The following is a 14,950-nucleotide window of genomic DNA, read 5'->3' as shown; positions in this document are numbered from 1 at the left end:
CGACCGGGTCGGGAGAAGGTCACCGAAGAAAGGCGAGCGGCCGGTATTGAAGGCGGGGTCGTCGAGCACGCGGAGGGCCGGCTCGGTATCGCGCACACACCAGCCGCCCCACGGCAGCGCGAACACCGCCGCGTCGCTCCGGCGAGCCAGGTCTTCGAGGAACCCGTGCGGATCACGCGTGAACCGGCGCATGTACCCGACGCCGCCACTCATCAGACCACCTCCCCGACGCGCGACTCGGGCGTGCACCGGCTCGGCCGTGAACCGGCCGCCAGGGGTTCCCTCCCAGGGGAACAGACCCCGTCGGACATCGCATCCGCGGCCCGTCTCACCCCGCCGACCTCAGCCCCCCGACCTCACCCCACCGGCCTCAGCCCACCGACTTCACCCCGCCGGCTTCGCCACGCCTTCCGCCGCCCGGCGGAGGGCCGCGCGGCAGGCGGTGATCGCGGGGTGCCGGGCACGGCCGCGGCGGACGACGGTGGAGATGCGGCGGGTGTGGCGGGCGCGTGGGAGGGGGTGGAGGCGGACGGTGGGGTGGCGGCCGTTCCAGATGAGGTCGGGGAGGAAGGCGGCGGCGTGGCCCTCCTCGACGAGGCGGAGGTGCAGGTGGAGGTCGCTGGACTCGAAGCGGACGTCGGGTTCGAAGCCGGCGTCCCGGCAGAGCGACACGGCCCAGCGGTGGGCGGCGGTGCCCTCAGGTTCCATCACCCAGGGGTGGCCGGCGAGGGAGCGGAGGGTGATCGGAGGGCCGTCGTCCGCCGGATGGGCCGGATGGGCCGGATGGGCCGGGTGAGGGGCGGCGAGGCGGAGGGTGTCGGCGAGGAGGGGCTCCTGGTCCAGTTCGGCCGGGTGGGGGATCGCGCCGCCGGGGTACTCCTCGGTGACGACCAGGTCGAAGTCCCGTGCCAGCAGGGCAGGAAGCGCGTCTTCCGGTTCGCTCTCGGTGACGTGCGGCCGCAGCCGCGGGTGGGCCGCGCGGAGCAGCGTCAGGGCGGGGGGAACGAGCGTGAGCGCGGCCGTCTGGAAGGCGGCGACGCGGAGGGTGCCGGCGACGTCGGTCAGGGAATCGGCGATGTCCGCCTGGGCGCGTTCCAGGCGTTCGAGGACCGCTTCGGTGTGGGCGACGAGGATCTCCGCCTGATGCGTCAGCCGCACCCGTCGTCCCACCGGCTCCAGAAGCCTCACTCCTGCCTCCGCTTCCAGCTGCGAGAGCTGCTGGGAGACCGTGGAGGGGCTGTAGGAGAGGGCCGCGGCGACGGCGGCGAGGGTGCCGCGGTGTTTGAGCTCGCGGAGGAGGCGGAGGCGGTGGAGGTCGAACACGGGTGTTCCCCTCTGGGGATGGGCTGACCGTTCGCTTTTCCCGATGAATATAGGTCGGAATCATGCGCTGGACCGGAGTGTGGGACGGGCCGCAGGCTGCTGCCATGACCGCTGCCCCTCCCTCTGCCGCCCTCCTCGCCCCCGCGTGGTTCGCCCGTCCGGCCGCCCGGTCCTGGACCTGTGCGCCCGGCCCCGCCGGAGTGCGGGAGTTCCACGCCGCGCTGCCCGGATACGCGCCCACGCCCCTGACCGAACTGCCCCGGCTCGCCGCCGAACTGGGCGTGGGGCGGATCTTCGTCAAGGACGAGTCGTCCCGGCTGGGGCTGCCCGCCTTCAAGGCGCTGGGCGCGTTCTGGGCGGTGCACCGCATCCTCGCCGAACGGGCGGCGGAGGGGCCGGACGCGGCCGCGATCACCTTGGTGACCGCCACCGACGGCAACCACGGCCGGGCCCTCGCCCGGGCGGCCCGCGACCGCGGGACGCGGACCCGCGTCTTCGTCCCGTCGGGCGTCCACCCCGCCGCCGTCGCGGCCATCGAGGGCGAGGGCGCCGAGGTGGTCCCGGTGGCGGGACCGTACGACGAGGCCGTGCGGCAGGCGGCCGGGGCGGCGCGCGCGGAGGACGCGGTCCTCGTCCAGGACATGGCCTGGCCGGGCTACGAACGCATCCCCGGCTGGATCGTGGAGGGCTACTCCACGCTGTTCGCCGAGATCGACGAGCAGCTGGCGGCGGCCGGCGCGGGGGCTCCCGGGCTGGTGGCCGTCCCCGTCGGCGTCGGTTCGCTGGCCCAGGCCGCCGTCACCCACTACCGCGGCCGCCCTCCGGCCGGCGGGCGGCCGGGCCCGGCGCTGCTCGCCGTCGAGCCGGAGGCGGCGGCGAGCCTCCTGACGAGCCTCACGCGCGGCGAGCCGGTGACCGTCGCCACCGGCGAGACCGCCATGGCGGGCCTGAACTGCGGAACGCCGTCCGCCCTCGCCTGGCCCTTCCTCCGGGACGGCCTGGACGCCGCCGTCGCCGTCAGCGAGGCCGGCGCCGCCCGGGCGATGGCCGACCTGGCCGGGTCCGGCGTCCCGTCCGGACCCTGCGGCGCCGCGTCCCTGGCGGGCCTGCGGACGGCGCTGTCGGGGCCGGACGCGGTCGCGCGGCGGGACGCGCTGGGGATAGGACCGGAATCGACGGTGGTGTTGCTGAGCACGGAGGGGCGGGAGGCGAATCCGTACACGGCGACCGCCGGCTCAGACGCCCGGTGACCAACGGCTGAGCCGCCCGCTGACCGCCGGTGAGCCGGCCGGCGGCCAAGGGCGAGCCGCCCGGTGACCACCGGCTGAGCCGCCCGCTGGCGGCGCGCCCTCCCCCGGGTGAGGCGGCCGTGCGCCCGAGGGGTGACGCGGGGGCCTCACCCCGGTACGGGACGCGGGGACCGGGGACGTATGCCTCCGCCCGGAAGTCCGAGGCGCCCGCGATGGGGCGCCGCGCGTCAGAAAGGGAGTCGGCCTTGGCTCTGGTACCGAACGGCGTCTACACGATCGCCCGGCCCGGCGGCCGGTTCCTCACCCTCCGCGACGGCTCCGCCGAACCGGGCACGCCCACGCTGCTCATGCCACGCACCGCCGGCCCGGGCGAACAGGAGTGGATCCTGGAGGAGCTCGACGACGGGACGCGCACCGTCCGCAACGTGCGGAGCGGGACGCTGCTCGGCTTCCACGGGCAGCCCGAGCCGGGGAAGCAGGTGGGGGCGGGGGCGCGGCACCGGTCCTGGGCACTGCGGCCCGCGCACCTCGGCTCGGGCGCGGGCCTCCTCTTCCACCTCGTCGTCCCGGACGACGCGGACGGCTCCGCCGACTGCCCCCTGGGCGCGGAGCTCGCCGTCGACGTCGCTCCGGAGCCGGCCTGGGCGGGCCACGTCGTCCTCCGGCCACTGGGGGCGGGGGGCCCGGAGCGGGCCTGGGAGTTCCGGGGGGTGGGGTAGGGGGAAGCCCCCGGCACGCAGGAGGCTGCCCGGCTTGCGCTTCCGGTCACGAAGGGTCGGGGTCGGAGCAGTCATGCCGCGTCGCGGCGTCTGCGCGGTTCGGCTGGACGGCGCTGTTGACGGGCTTGACGGCGCCGTCGCGGCCGGGGGCAGGCGGTTGAAAAAGAATGTGTCAAGTACCTCAAATCTTCCGGCCGTTCAGGAGAACCGGGGGGATCCGCGTACCGCCCGCCCCGGCCGCTGGGCCACCGGACCGGACTGGACTGGACCGAACTGGACCGGATGCCGCAATACGAGCCGTCCGCGCTGAGCCACGCCGTCTTCACCGATCCCTCCCCTCTACCGGTCCGCGACGCGCACACCGGAGGGGCCCCACACACCAATGACGAACTCGTGGCGATCCAGGGCAACCCACGGGGCGTTCCACCTGGACAGCCGACGAGCGGCCGCCGGCAGGGAGCAGGCGCGGAGCCGGGCGTCTTACGCGTCGTCGTCCGCGCGTTCGTACACGCTCACGTGGCGCCAGCTCGCCGCGGTGAACGGCTCGCCGTTCCACCCGCCCCAGCGGTCTCGCAGCCGGAGTCCGGCGAGGCGGGCCATGAGGTCGAACTCGGGCGGGTGGGCCAGCCGCAGCCGGATCGGGGACAGCCTGATGCCCCGACTGCTGATGCGGATGTGGTTCACGTCGAGGATCTGGGTCACCGGGTCGTACCGGCCGGCGTCGAGATCGACGTAGTCCAGGCCGACCCGCTCGGTGTCGAGGTACTGGTGACCGGCGCGTGAAGGCGCCGTGGGGATGCGGCACTCGACGACGAACACGCCGCCGTCGGCGAGGTGCGCGGCGGCGTTCCGGAAGCACCTGACCTGGTCTTCTTGGGTCAGCAGATTGCCGATCGTATTGAAGACGAGGTAGACCAGACCGTAGTGGCGGCCGGTGGTGACGCGGGACATGTCGCCCATGGTGACGTCGATCCGGTCGCCATCCGGCTTCTCGCGCATCCGGGCGACCATGTCGCGCGACAGCTCGATCCCGTCCACCCGTACTCCCGCCCGCAGGAGGGGCAGCGCGATCCGGCCGGTGCCCACCGCGAGTTCGAGGGCGTCCCGGCCCCCCGCCAGGCCGGCCAGGAACGCGACGGTCTCGGCCTCGTCACCGCGCGGTTCGTCGTCGTAGCGCTGCGAAACCTCGTATCCGAAACTCGTCCGGGGGTCGAATCCCTCCACGGAACGCTCCTCTCGCGACCGGCCGGGCCACTGGTCCGTGCGCCGACGGACCCGGACCCTAGCGCCCAAGTGCTTCCCGGCTCCAGGCATTTACCGCGCGACCGGACCCGGTGGCACAGGAGCGGTCCTGCCGTCCCGGGGGCCGAACGCGCGGAGCGCCTCCGCGTCCGTCGTCCTCGCCCGGACGTAGTGGTCCGCCCAGGTCCGGGCGGCGGGGAAGGCCGACTCCGCCGCCACGCGGGCCACGGCGGCGCCCACGTCGAACGGGGTGTGCCGCAGGTGCACCTGGCCGTCGCGGAGCAGGGCCCAGGACGCGCCCGGGCGGCCGTACGGCATGCCGACGCTGCCGGAGTTGACGACGAGGCGCCCGTCGACGAGGCGTGCGTACGGCATGTGGGTGTGGCCGCACACCACGGTCCGTACGTCGTCGGGCACGTCGGCGAAGACCTCGGCCCAGCGGTCGAGGCGGGTGTCGACGAGGACGACCTCGGCGTCGTCGCGCGGGGTGCCGTGACAGAAGACGACTCTGCCGTCGAAGCCGTCGACTTCCCTGATCACCGGGTGGGGCAGGTTCGCGAGGAGTTCCACGTCCTCGTCCCGTAGCCGCCGGGCGGCCCACAGGTCCACTTCCCAGGCGTGGTCGGGCGGGAGCTCGCCCCGCGCCAGTGCGGCGAGTTCCCGGTCGGCGTTGCCGCGGATCAGGAGGGCCTGGTCGCCGAGGGCGCGCAGCCGGTCCAGTACCTCGCGGGGCTGCGGGCCGGCCGCGTGGTCGCCGGTGACGATGATCAGGTCGGCCGTGATGACGTCGGGCTCGGCCAGGACGGCCTCCAGGGCCGGCAGTACGCCGTGGATGTCGGACAGGACGGCGACGCTCGCGACCATCGGGGAGCCTTTCGCGGAGCAGGCGTTCGGGCCACAGCCTGCCCCGAACGGCCATGGTGCAACCAGAGGTTCGGCGGACCCGTGGGAGGGCGGCGCACTACCCTACGGGCACGCCGCGTCACACGCCGCGGTCGAGTGAGGAGGAACTCCCGTGTCGTCCACCTGCGATCCCCAGTACGCCCCCGCCGGCGATGTGGGCGCGGCGCTCATGTTGATCGACTCCCGGCTCAAGACCGTCCAGGCGGGCAAGAGCCGGACGGATCCCGAACAGCGGGAGCTGATGGCCCGGTTCACGGCCTCCCTCGACGCCGAGGGGGCCAATGACGTGCTGGACGGGGCGTGCACGCTCATCTTCATGTTCATGAAGTGGCTGCGGGAGGCGTACGCGGCGCACGACAAGGACGTCTTCGCGTATGTGGTGCCCAACGTCGTGGGCACGATGCGCATGATGCCCAGGAGCGTCCGCCCCGAGGCGATTCCGACGATGGCGGGGCTGATCATCGCCGCGGGTGCCGATCTGAGCCCCAGCCTGTGGCGCAAGCAGTACGGGTTCTGGACCGAGGCCGAGATGAACCCGCTGGAGGTCACCGCCTTCCTGCTCGCGGATCACATCAACCGCCTCACCGAGGACCCTGACTTCGCCACTCGGCTGATCACCGACGCGCTGTCGAGCGTGGACGAGGACTGACGTTCCGTACGTTCACCCGGCACGCTCCCGCTCACCCGTCACGTTCACACGTCGCGCCGCCGGACGACGAGGACGGCCAGTGCCACCGCGGTCAGCGGCCAGAGCACGTACACGGCCCAGGAACCGGGGACCGTCGCCGAGTAGGCGAGGGATCCGGGGCCGGGGTCCCAGTTCTGGACCAGGCGCGACCAGGCGGACGAGACCAGCGCGTGTCTCACGTCCGCCGCCCAGCGGACGCGCTCCGAGAACATCGGGGGCAGCATCAGCAGCAGGAAGACGCTGGTCACCATGGTCGCGGCGGAGTGCCGCAGCAGGACGCCGAGACCCAGGCCGACCAGGGCGCAGACCGGGGCCAGCAGCGCGGTGGCCACCAGCGCCCGGAAGACGCCGGGGTGGGTGAGGGGGACGCCGGCGTGGCGCTCGTTCAGGACGGCTTGGGACGCCAGGAAGGAACCGGTGGCGGCGATCACCCCGACCACCGTCCAGAGCGCGGCGGTGACCACGGCCTTCGCCAGGACGACCGCACCGCGGGCGGGGACGGCCACGGTGGTGGCGCGGATCAGGCCGGTGCTGTACTCGCTCACGACGGTGAGGGCGCCGACGCTGCCGGCGACGAGGGTGAGCGTCCAGGAGCCGGCCGGCGGATAGGCGTCGAAGGGGAGGAAGTCGGCGGGTCCGGGGCGGGAGGCGCGGTCCGACGCCGTCGCCGCGACGGCGGAGCCGATGACGAAGAGGAGCGTGAGGGCGAGGGTCCAGGGGGTGGAGCGCAGGGAGCGGGTTTTGATCCACTCGGCGGCCAGGAGGTCGCGGAAGCGGGCGGGCGCCGCATGGCCGGGAAAGGGCGTCGGGTTCGTCATCGGGGGTGTCCTGCCGGGTATTCCGTCGCGGTCGCGGTGAGTTCCATGAAGGCCGCCTCCAGGGAGGCGGTGTGGGTGGTCAGTTCGTCGAGGCGGATGCGGTGCTCGTGGGCGAGCGCGCCGATGCGGGCGGCCGGGAGGCCGGTGACGACCAGGTCGTCGGCGGTGTTCTCCATCTCCGACATCAGGTGACTGGAGAGGAAGACGGTGCGCCCCTCGGCGGCCAGGCGCCGGAAGAGGCGGCGCACCCAGAGCACGCCCTCCGGGTCCATGCCGTTGACCGGTTCGTCGAAGAGAAGCACGGGCGGGTCGCCGAGCAGGGCCGCCGCGATGCCCAGCCGCTGCTTCATGCCGAGGGAGAAGCCGCCGACACGGCGGTTCGCGGCCTCGGCCAGCCCCACCTCCCCCAGCACCTCGTCCACCCGGCGGCGCGGAACGGCGTTGCTCCGGGCCAGGGCGGCCAGGTGAGCCGCGGCGGTGCGCCCGCCGTGGACGTGGGCGGCGTCGAGGAGGGCGCCCACGTGCCGCAGGCCGCGCGGGTGACGGCGGAACGGGACGCCGTCGACGGTGGCCGTTCCGGCGGTGGGCGCGTCCAGGCCGAGGACCATCCGGAGGGTGGTGGACTTGCCGGCTCCGTTGGGGCCGAGGAATCCGGTGACCCGGCCGGGGCGGACGGTGAAGGACAACCGGTCGACGGCGGTCTTGCCGCCGTAGCGCTTGGTGAGTTCGCTGACTTCGATCACGGGTCCCAGCCTGTCCGGACGGCCCGGGTCCGGGCATGAGGCCGGGAGCGGCAATGCGGATGGGCGGGTTCGCCCGGGGGCGTACGTCCACGGGCTGATGCCGGGTGGGAGGCGGGCGGCTAGTCTCGCGGCGTGAAATCCCTGATGAGCGCGTTGCCGACGGCCGGGCGGGCCGCCGGTCCCGGCCCCGCTCCCGGTTCCGGTCCTGCTCCCGGTCCCGGCCCCGCGCCGCGGCCTTCCCGGCGGGTGGCGCGGCCGAGGACGAGGGTCCTGGTGTGGGCGGGAGGAGTCGGCTACCTCCTCGCCGTCGGACTGCTGATCGGGGGCGCGCCACGGGCGTCGGACACGGCCCACGGCCTCGGGGCGCTGCTGGCCGTGAGCCTGCTCGCCGGCATGGCGCGCCGGGCGCCGCTGCTCGCGCTGGGGCTGGCGCTGCTCGGGTCGACCCTGGTGGTGGCGGGCACGCCGGGTTCCTTCCACCCGGATCCGGCCGTCCGCCCGGATGCGTCGGTGGCGTACCAGGGCCAGTTCCTGTCGTACCTGGGGGTGGACGTCGTCCTGGCCCTCGTCGTCGCCACCCGCGCCCGGCGGACCTCCGTCGTCGCCGTGGCCGTGACGGCCGCCGTCCAGCTTCCGGTGATCGGCCTGTTCGCGCACGGGGACAACATGACGGTCAACGCGGTGACCGCCGTCCTGGCCCTGTCCGCGTGCTGCACGGCCGGGCTGCTCGGCCGCGAGCGCCGCGAGCACGCGGTGGCGCTGCGGGCGCGGGAAGCGGCGCTGCGCGCGCGGGAGGTGGCCGAGGCGGTGACCGCCGAACGGCTGCGGATCGCAAGGGAGTTGCACGACATGGTCGCGCACAGCGTCGGCATCATCGCCATCCAGGCGGGGGTGGGGAGCCGGGTGATCGAGACGCAGCCGGCGGAGGCGCGCGAGGCCCTGCGCGCGATCGAGTCCACCAGCAGGGAGACCCTGGCGGGGCTGCGGCGCACGCTGGTGTCGCTGCGGCAGGCGCAGCGGGGCGCGGACGCCGTCGGACGACGGGACTCCGCGGCACAGCGGGACGGCGCGGGACGGCGGGACGGCGCGGGACGGCGGGACGGCGCGGATGCCGGGGAACGGCCGCCGCTCGCCCCCGCGCCGGGGCTCGCGGACCTCGAACGGCTGGCGGCGTCGACGGCGGACGCGGGCGTCCGCGTCAACCTGCGCCGGGAGGGCGAACAGCGCCCGCTGCCCGGGGACATCGACCTGTCCGCCTACCGGATCGCGCAGGAGGCGCTGACGAACGTGGTGCGGCACGCGGGGACAGGGTGGTGTCGGGTGACCGTGAGCTACGGGGCGGAGGAGCTGGTGGTGGAGGTCGTGGACGACGGGTGCGGCGGGACGCGGGGTGCCGATGGGAGGCGGGCCCGCGACTCCGGCGACTTCAGCGGCCCCGAAGACCCCGGCGGCTTCGACGGCCCCGGCGGCTTCGGCCACTCCGGCGGCTTCGGCATCATCGGCATGCGCGAGCGCGTCGCCCTGCTGGGCGGTCACCTCAGCGCCGGTCCGCGCGCCGGGGGCGGCTTCCGGGTGGCGGCCCGGCTGCCACTGCCCGCGCCCGTCGGTGTCAAGGCCCCGGCCGACGTCCCGGCTTCCACCCCGGCTTTCACCCCGGCCGACGTCCCGGCTTCCGCCGACGCCGGGGCGGAGACCCGATGACCGTCCGGATCCTGCTCGCCGACGATCAGCCGCTGGTGCGTTCCGGGCTGCGCGTGCTCATGGCCGACCACCCCGGGCTGGAGGTCGTCGGCGAGGCCGCCGACGGCCTGGAGGCCGTCCGGCTCACCGGTGAACTCCGCCCCGACGTCGTCGTGATGGACATCCGGATGCCCGGCATGGACGGGATCGAGGCCACCCGGCGGATCACGTCCGGCCCGACGACGGCCCGCGTCCTCGTGCTGACCACCTTCGACGAGGACGAGCACGTCTACGGCGCGCTCCGGGCCGGCGCGAGCGGATTCGCCGTCAAGGACATGGCGCTGGACGACATCCTCGCGGCGGTCCGCGTGGTCGCGGCGGGCGACGCGCTGCTCGCACCGGGCGTGACGCGCCGCCTGATCGCCGACTTCGCCGCGGAACGCTCCGGGCCCGACGCGTCGAGGCGTCCCCCGGCGGCGGTCGAGACCGCGGTCGAGGGCATAACCGAGCGCGAACGGGAGGTGCTGACCCTGGTCGGGCGCGGCCGGTCGAACGCCGAGATCGCACAGGACCTCTTCATCACGGTGGCCACGGCCAAGTCGCATGTGTCGCGGCTGCTCACGAAGCTGGGCGCCCGGGACCGGGTGCAGCTGGTGATCACCGCTTACGAGGCGGGGCTGGTGTCGCCCTCGGGCTGAACGGCCCCTGAACAGCCCCTGACCACACATGACACACGGAGCGGCACGGAACGTGAGCGGATCCTGACCGCGTTTGCTTCGGCCGGAAGATCTGATAATTTTCTTCCCGCGCCGCTAGCTCAGTTGGTTAGAGCGGCTGACTCTTAATCAGCAGGTCCGGGGTTCGAGTCCCTGGTGGCGCACTGGAATTCGGGCCCCCGTCTCGCAAGAGGCGGGGGCCCGAGGCGTGTTGGCATCGACGGCGTCCGCGCGGCGGCGCCACTCCGTCATCGACGCCGTACGGTCACGAACCGCCCCAGCAGCCAGCCGATCACCAGCATCGCGCCGAGCGCCAGCCACAGCGGCGTCGAGACCTCCGGACCGATGATCCGGATCGTGACGTGCCGGGTGTTCTCGAAGATGAAGACGATCGCCAGTACGGCGACGACCAGCAGGACGACCCGTCCCGTCGTCGCCATCTCCCGCAGCCGGCTCCCCGCGGAACCGGCGCGGGACGGACCGCTCGTCGAGGACTTGTGCTTGGAGGCCATGACCTCACCTTCGCAGGGTGCGCGCCACCGCGGGCGCGGGACTGCTCCGTTCGGGTGAGGGGCGGGGCGGGACGGCGTTGAGCAGTGGACGGTTACCCGTCCGCGAGGGCCACCGCCGCCGTGTATCCCGGGGCCGCCTCGACGTCGGTCAGCGTCCACCCGGGCGGTGAGGCGGGTCGCGGGCCGCAGCCCACGTACGTCACCGACAGCCGCTCCGCGAGGCCGGTGCCCGTTCCCTTGAGGTACGCCTCCTTACGCGTCCAGCAGCGGGAGAAGGCCGTCGTCCGGTCGGCGGGCGGGAGGGCCTCCAGCTCGGCCACCTCCCGGGGGTGCAGCGAACGGCCGACGCTGTCGACCACCGACGCCTGCTGCACCTCCTCCACGTCCGCCCCGACCGGCGTGTCCGCGAAGGCGAGGAGCGCCAGGTCGCCGGCGTGGGAGAGGTTGAAGTGCAGGGGCGCGCCGGCCGCCGCCGGACGGCCGTGCGGGGCGCCGCAGCAGGGGCAGGGTTCCCGGATCAGCTCGACGGATTCCGGCGCCACGCCGAGGTACGCGCCGAGCAGCCGGCGCAGGGCGAGGTGCGCGGCGACGTAGCGGTCGCGGTGCAGGTCCCGGACGAAGGAGGCGGCGCGGGCGCGTTCGCCCGCGTCCAGGACCGCCTCGTACTCCTCGCGGGAGGCGGGGTGGTCCCCGTCCGGCATGCGCAGCAGCCAGAGGGCGGGGGCGCCCGCGGCCGCTTCCGGGGTCCAGGGGGCGGGGAGCGGGTCGTCGCCCAGGATTCGGGGGCGGAGGGGGGCGCCCGGGGGTGGGGATGAGGTTGCCGACTCAGTGGGAGGACCGGGGGTACGGGACGCGTCGGCCGTACGGGAAGGCCCGGGGCTGCGGGTGGCACCGGATGCGTGGGACTCGCCGGATGTGCCGGTGGGAACGGATGCGCCGGTGGGATCCGGCGGCCTGGGCGCGCTCGCCGCGTCGGACGTACCCGGTGTGCTGGGCAAGGGCCTCTCCCCGTCGTCTCTCGTCCCCGTCATGGCTCCCCGTCTCCGGGCGGGCCAGCGTACCCGTGTCCCGTCCGACCGGCCTCGGCGGCGGCATCCGCCGAGGCCGGAGCTGGTGGCCGGCGGTTCATCCGGCCGACGGCCCGACGGCCGGCGCCTCGCCGCCCGGGCCGTGCGCGCCGAGGAGTTCGACGCCGCCGTCCGCGTGCCGCCGGGCCCTGCGGCCCGTACGGTACATCCGCGTTCCGGGCGGCCCGTACGGGTCGGCCGGGAAACGGCCGGCGGTACGGGCCGGGTGGCCTGCGTACCCGGTGGCGAGCGGGGCGCCCGCGACGTACAACTCGCCCGGGGCGCCCGGCGGGCAGGGCCGGAGCGCCGGGTCGAGGACATGGAGGCGCGCGTTCCAGACGGGCCGTACGGTTCCGGGCGGCGTGGCCCCCTCCGGCGTACAGGTGTGGTGCGCCGCCGTGGCCGCCTCCGGCGGGCCGAAGTGGTGGTGGAGGGCGGCGTGCGGCAGCGCGTGGTGGAACCGGTCGACGGTCGGCCGGTCCGGCGGTTCCCCGCCGGTCAGGACGTGCCGCAACCGCCCGCACTCCCCCGCCTCCGGCGTGCCCAGGAACCGCCGGAGGGCATCGGTGTCGAAGCGGGCGACGGTGACGTCGAGTTCGCGTATGCGACGCGCTGTCGACGCGCCCGGCGCGGCCAGGACGAGTGTCGCTCCTTCACGGAGGGGCCAGAGCAGCTCCACCGCCAAGGTGTCCGGGGTGAGCGGGGCTTGGAGAAGGAGGCGGTCGGCTGGTGTGAGGGGGTGGTGGTGCTGGAGCCAGCGGAGGCGGTTGTCGAGGGTGGAGTGGGGGACGACGGCGGTGTGGGGGTGGTTGGGGTTGGGGTTGGAGGTGAGGGTGGGGCTGAGGCGGGTGGCATAGGCCGGGTGGTGGGGAGTCAGTGCGCGGGCCGGGTCGGCGGGCGGGTGGGCCGCGAGAAGGGACTGGAGGGCGGGGTCGTCCAGCAAGACGGTTCGGGCGCCTCCGGCGGGCCGGGTGGGCCCGGCGAATTGGGCGAGCCGGGCGGATTGAGCGGCCGCGGTCGTCAGGACGCAGACGGGTGCGAGCTGTTCACGGTACGGAGCGGCGGTACCCGGGCCGTCCTCGCGCGGGCCGTCATCGGGCGAGCCGCCTCCGCGCAGACCGTCATCAGGCCGGCCGCCTTCGTGGAGACCGTCATCAGACCAGCCGCCTTCGTGCGGACCACCATCGGGCCGGCCGCCTTCACGCAGGCCGTCATCAGGCCGGCCGCCTCCATGCGGGCCGTCACCGGGCCGGCCGCCTTCCCACAGGCCGTCATCAGGCGAACCGCCTCCGCACGGGTCGTCATCAGACCAGCCGCCTCCGCGCGGACCACCATCGGGCCGGCCGGCGTCACGCGCGTCACCACCGAGCGGGTCACCCCCGCGCTCCTCGCCCACCCACGGAGCGTCCGCGTACAGCCGTTCCCCCGCCCCCGTGAACAAGCAGGCACCGCCCGCCTTCAGGACGGCGAGCAGGGCCACCACCCTCGCGGTCGACCAGGGCAGGTCGACGACGGCGAAGGTGCCCGGGCGGAGGCCGAGGGTCGTGAGGTGGCGGGCCAGGCGGTTGGCCCGGGCGTTGAGCTGGGCGTAGGTCAGGTGCTCGTCGCCGGCCACCAGGGCGGTCGCCCCGGGGGCGCGGGCGGCGCGGGACTCGAAGGGGCCGATCGCTGTCGTGGGCGGGACGGAGACGGCCGTGTCATTGCCTTCGCGAAGGGCCTGTTCGTGTTCCTCGTCAGGGACGAGGGACACGGCGGAGAGCGGTGTGTGGGGGTCGAGGGCCGGGAGGCGGGTCAGCAGGGTGTGGAGTGGGTGCCGCGGCCCGCTCGGCGCGGGGAGGTGGCCGGTCCCTGTGTCCTGACTACCCCACGTATCCCACGTGCCCCACATATCCACTCGGAGGCCCCCGTCCGCCGCCTCGGTGAAGTGGGAGGCGACGGCGGCCTCTTCGCCGGAGGTGTCGGGCACGAGCGGGTGGAGCGCGGAGGGCGCTCCGGCGAACGTGATCGGCTCCTCCGCCGGGACGACGTCGACCAGCGGTGCGGTGAGCGCGGGGTGCCCGGCCGGGAGGCCGAGGTCGCGGCGGAGGTCGGCGCGGCGGTAGCGCTGGTGGGCACGGGCCTCGCGGACGGCGTCGTCGGCCTGCCGGACCAGGCCGGCGAGGGTCGCGTCGGGGGTGACCGCGAGCCGCAGCGGGACCGTGTTCCGTACGGTCCCGGGCACGCGCAGCGCCGCCGGTCCCGTACGCCCGGGCAGCGGCAGCCCGAGCACGGCGTCCCGGTGTCCGGTGGCGCGGCACAGGTGCAGGGCCTGGGCGGCGAGGAGCAGCCCGGTCCAGGAACCGCGGACGGACGCGGCGAGTTCGCGCAGCCCGGCCGTGGTCTCGGGGTCGAGGTGGAAGGCGTGGCAGGCGTTACGGGCGGGGCAGCCGTGAGCGCTCCTCAGACCGTCCGCCCCCTCCCCCGAGGTCAGGTGCGCGAGGCGGCTCCGCCAGTACGCGCGGTCTTGTTCGCGGGCGGGCGAGGCGCGGTAGGCCGCGTCCTCGGCGACGAGGTCCGCGAGCCGGCCGAACGGGCTCGGGCCCGGATCCTCGCCGGCCGCCAGGGCCGTGTACACCTCGGCCACCCGGCGGTCCACCAGCCGGTGGCCGTGCGCGTCGAGCAGGACCCCGTGCACCCGCCGGTACCAGAGCCAGCGCCGGCCGCCGACCCGGAACAGCGCGTACGCGAACAGCGGGCCGCCGGCCGGGGCGAACGGCCGGCCGAGGTCCGCGCGCATCCACGCCAGCGCGGTGCGGACCGCCTCCGGGTCCTCGCTTCCGTCTCCCCCGCCGGTCTCCTCCATCCCCTCCCTCGCGTGCAAGTCCGCGGCACACAAGGGGAATCCGTGGCCCGGCGGCTCGATCGCGATCGGCCGCCGGCGGGGGCCGTCGGGGGTGTCGACGACGCGAATCCGCAACGCGTCCGCCTCGCCGACCGTGCGGTGCAGCGCCTCCGCGAACAGGACCGGGTCGAGCGGCCCGCGGATCTCCCGGTACGCGGCGGGGGCCGGCGCCGCGCCGCCCGGGTCGCGGGCCTGCCGGGACCACAGCTCGCGCTGGGCCGACGTCAGCCGGAGGCCCTGCGATGCGGCTGTCTCCCCGGCGTTCTCCCGTGCCTTCTCCCGGGCGTCCTCCCGGGTGTTCTCTCTGGTGAGGGGGCGCGGGAGCGGGAACCGGTCGAGGGTCCGTACGGTCACCGTCGCGCTCCCGCCGTCGTCTCGGGAACCGCCGGGAGCGGCCCGCCGCGGTCG

13 protein-coding genes and 1 tRNA gene are annotated in these 14,950 nt (G+C 74.9%); 6 read left to right on the top strand and 8 right to left on the bottom strand.

Translation table 11 applies throughout. The annotated features are described in order from the left end of the window. Positions 1-384: 384 nt before the first annotated feature. A complete protein-coding gene (locus tag ACH4PU_RS23645) occupies positions 385-1,323 on the bottom strand; it encodes a LysR substrate-binding domain-containing protein (protein WP_398275402.1) in 939 nt (312 codons plus the stop codon). A 104-nt stretch (positions 1,324-1,427) separates the two neighbouring features. Between ACH4PU_RS23645 and ACH4PU_RS23640 the strand changes: the two genes are divergently transcribed. Continuing rightward, the gene (locus tag ACH4PU_RS23640) at positions 1,428-2,573 is read left to right on the top strand and encodes a diaminopropionate ammonia-lyase (RefSeq protein ID WP_398275399.1); all 1,146 of its coding nucleotides are present in this window, start codon (positions 1,428-1,430) and stop codon (positions 2,571-2,573) included. Between the two features lie 245 nt (positions 2,574-2,818). Beyond that, on the top strand, positions 2,819-3,292 hold the full coding sequence (locus ACH4PU_RS23635) for an RICIN domain-containing protein (RefSeq protein ID WP_398275396.1): 474 nt from the start codon (positions 2,819-2,821) through the stop codon (positions 3,290-3,292). A 480-nt stretch (positions 3,293-3,772) separates the two neighbouring features. On the opposite strand, the gene ACH4PU_RS23630 is transcribed toward ACH4PU_RS23635, so the two are convergent. Together ACH4PU_RS23630 and ACH4PU_RS23625 are read right to left on the bottom strand one after the other, a co-directional pair. Next, positions 3,773-4,516: a class I SAM-dependent DNA methyltransferase gene (locus tag ACH4PU_RS23630; protein ID WP_398275393.1), complete on the bottom strand. Its 744-nt coding sequence runs from the start codon at positions 4,514-4,516 to the stop codon at positions 3,773-3,775. Positions 4,517-4,606: 90 nt separating this feature from the next. After that, entirely contained in the window at positions 4,607-5,398 is a 792-nt protein-coding gene (locus ACH4PU_RS23625; RefSeq protein ID WP_398275390.1) for a metallophosphoesterase family protein, read from the bottom strand. Between the two features lie 151 nt (positions 5,399-5,549). Between ACH4PU_RS23625 and ACH4PU_RS23620 the strand changes: the two genes are divergently transcribed. Further along, positions 5,550-6,086, top strand: coding sequence for a hypothetical protein (locus tag ACH4PU_RS23620; RefSeq protein ID WP_398275387.1), 537 nt, complete (start codon positions 5,550-5,552; stop codon positions 6,084-6,086). A gap of 44 nt (positions 6,087-6,130) precedes the next feature. Here ACH4PU_RS23620 and ACH4PU_RS23615 read toward each other — a convergent pair whose 3' ends face one another. Further along, positions 6,131-6,943 (bottom strand): ABC transporter permease, encoded by an 813-nt coding sequence (locus ACH4PU_RS23615; RefSeq protein ID WP_398275384.1) that lies wholly within the window; start codon positions 6,941-6,943, stop codon positions 6,131-6,133. Then, complete coding sequence (locus tag ACH4PU_RS23610; protein ID WP_398275381.1) at positions 6,940-7,686, bottom strand: ATP-binding cassette domain-containing protein; 747 nt, start codon at positions 7,684-7,686, stop codon at positions 6,940-6,942. The genes ACH4PU_RS23615 and ACH4PU_RS23610 overlap by 4 nt, the downstream gene beginning before the upstream one ends. Before the next feature lie 273 nt (positions 7,687-7,959). Between ACH4PU_RS23610 and ACH4PU_RS23605 the strand changes: the two genes are divergently transcribed. The 3 genes from ACH4PU_RS23605 (at position 7,960) to ACH4PU_RS23595 (ending at position 10,246) form a co-directional block, all read left to right on the top strand. Beyond that, entirely contained in the window at positions 7,960-9,387 is a 1,428-nt protein-coding gene (locus ACH4PU_RS23605; protein ID WP_398275378.1) for a sensor histidine kinase, read from the top strand. Then, a complete protein-coding gene (locus ACH4PU_RS23600; protein WP_398275375.1) occupies positions 9,384-10,064 on the top strand; it encodes a response regulator in 681 nt (226 codons plus the stop codon). Before ACH4PU_RS23605 ends, ACH4PU_RS23600 begins: the two co-directional genes overlap by 4 nt. Positions 10,065-10,172: 108 nt before the next feature. Next, positions 10,173-10,246: transfer RNA gene (locus ACH4PU_RS23595), tRNA-Lys, on the top strand. 84 nt (positions 10,247-10,330) lie between these two features. Here ACH4PU_RS23595 and ACH4PU_RS23590 read toward each other — a convergent pair. From ACH4PU_RS23590 to ACH4PU_RS23580, 3 genes are all read right to left on the bottom strand, one after another. Next, positions 10,331-10,594 carry a DUF1049 domain-containing protein gene (locus ACH4PU_RS23590; protein WP_398275372.1) on the bottom strand — a complete coding sequence of 88 codons (264 nt, stop codon included), beginning with the start codon at positions 10,592-10,594 and terminating at the stop codon, positions 10,331-10,333. A 92-nt stretch (positions 10,595-10,686) separates the two neighbouring features. Beyond that, entirely contained in the window at positions 10,687-11,295 is a 609-nt protein-coding gene (locus tag ACH4PU_RS23585) for a 4'-phosphopantetheinyl transferase family protein (protein WP_398275369.1), read from the bottom strand. Between the two features lie 424 nt (positions 11,296-11,719). Beyond that, the gene (locus ACH4PU_RS23580) at positions 11,720-14,896 is read right to left on the bottom strand and encodes an AMP-binding protein (protein ID WP_398275366.1); all 3,177 of its coding nucleotides are present in this window, start codon (positions 14,894-14,896) and stop codon (positions 11,720-11,722) included. Between the last annotated feature and the right edge of the window lie 54 nt (positions 14,897-14,950).

Source organism: Streptomyces sp. NPDC021100 (assembly GCF_044333095.1).
GTDB lineage: Bacteria > Actinomycetota > Actinomycetes > Streptomycetales > Streptomycetaceae > Streptomyces.
This window is presented reverse-complemented; position numbering and strand designations above follow the sequence as displayed.

What these genes read in the sequence shown, in the direction of transcription:
- ACH4PU_RS23640 (WP_398275399.1), top strand. Translation starts at nt 1,428, where the DNA reads ATGACCGCTGCCCCTCCCTCTGCCGCCCTCCTCGCCCCCGCGTGGTTC.
- ACH4PU_RS23625 (WP_398275390.1), bottom strand. Translation starts at nt 5,398, where the DNA reads ATGGTCGCGAGCGTCGCCGTCCTGTCCGACATCCACGGCGTACTGCCG.
- ACH4PU_RS23615 (WP_398275384.1), bottom strand. Translation starts at nt 6,943, where the DNA reads ATGACGAACCCGACGCCCTTTCCCGGCCATGCGGCGCCCGCCCGCTTC.
- ACH4PU_RS23600 (WP_398275375.1), top strand. Translation starts at nt 9,384, where the DNA reads ATGACCGTCCGGATCCTGCTCGCCGACGATCAGCCGCTGGTGCGTTCC.
- ACH4PU_RS23590 (WP_398275372.1), bottom strand. Translation starts at nt 10,594, where the DNA reads ATGGCCTCCAAGCACAAGTCCTCGACGAGCGGTCCGTCCCGCGCCGGT.
- ACH4PU_RS23585 (WP_398275369.1), bottom strand. Translation starts at nt 11,295, where the DNA reads ATGCCGGACGGGGACCACCCCGCCTCCCGCGAGGAGTACGAGGCGGTC.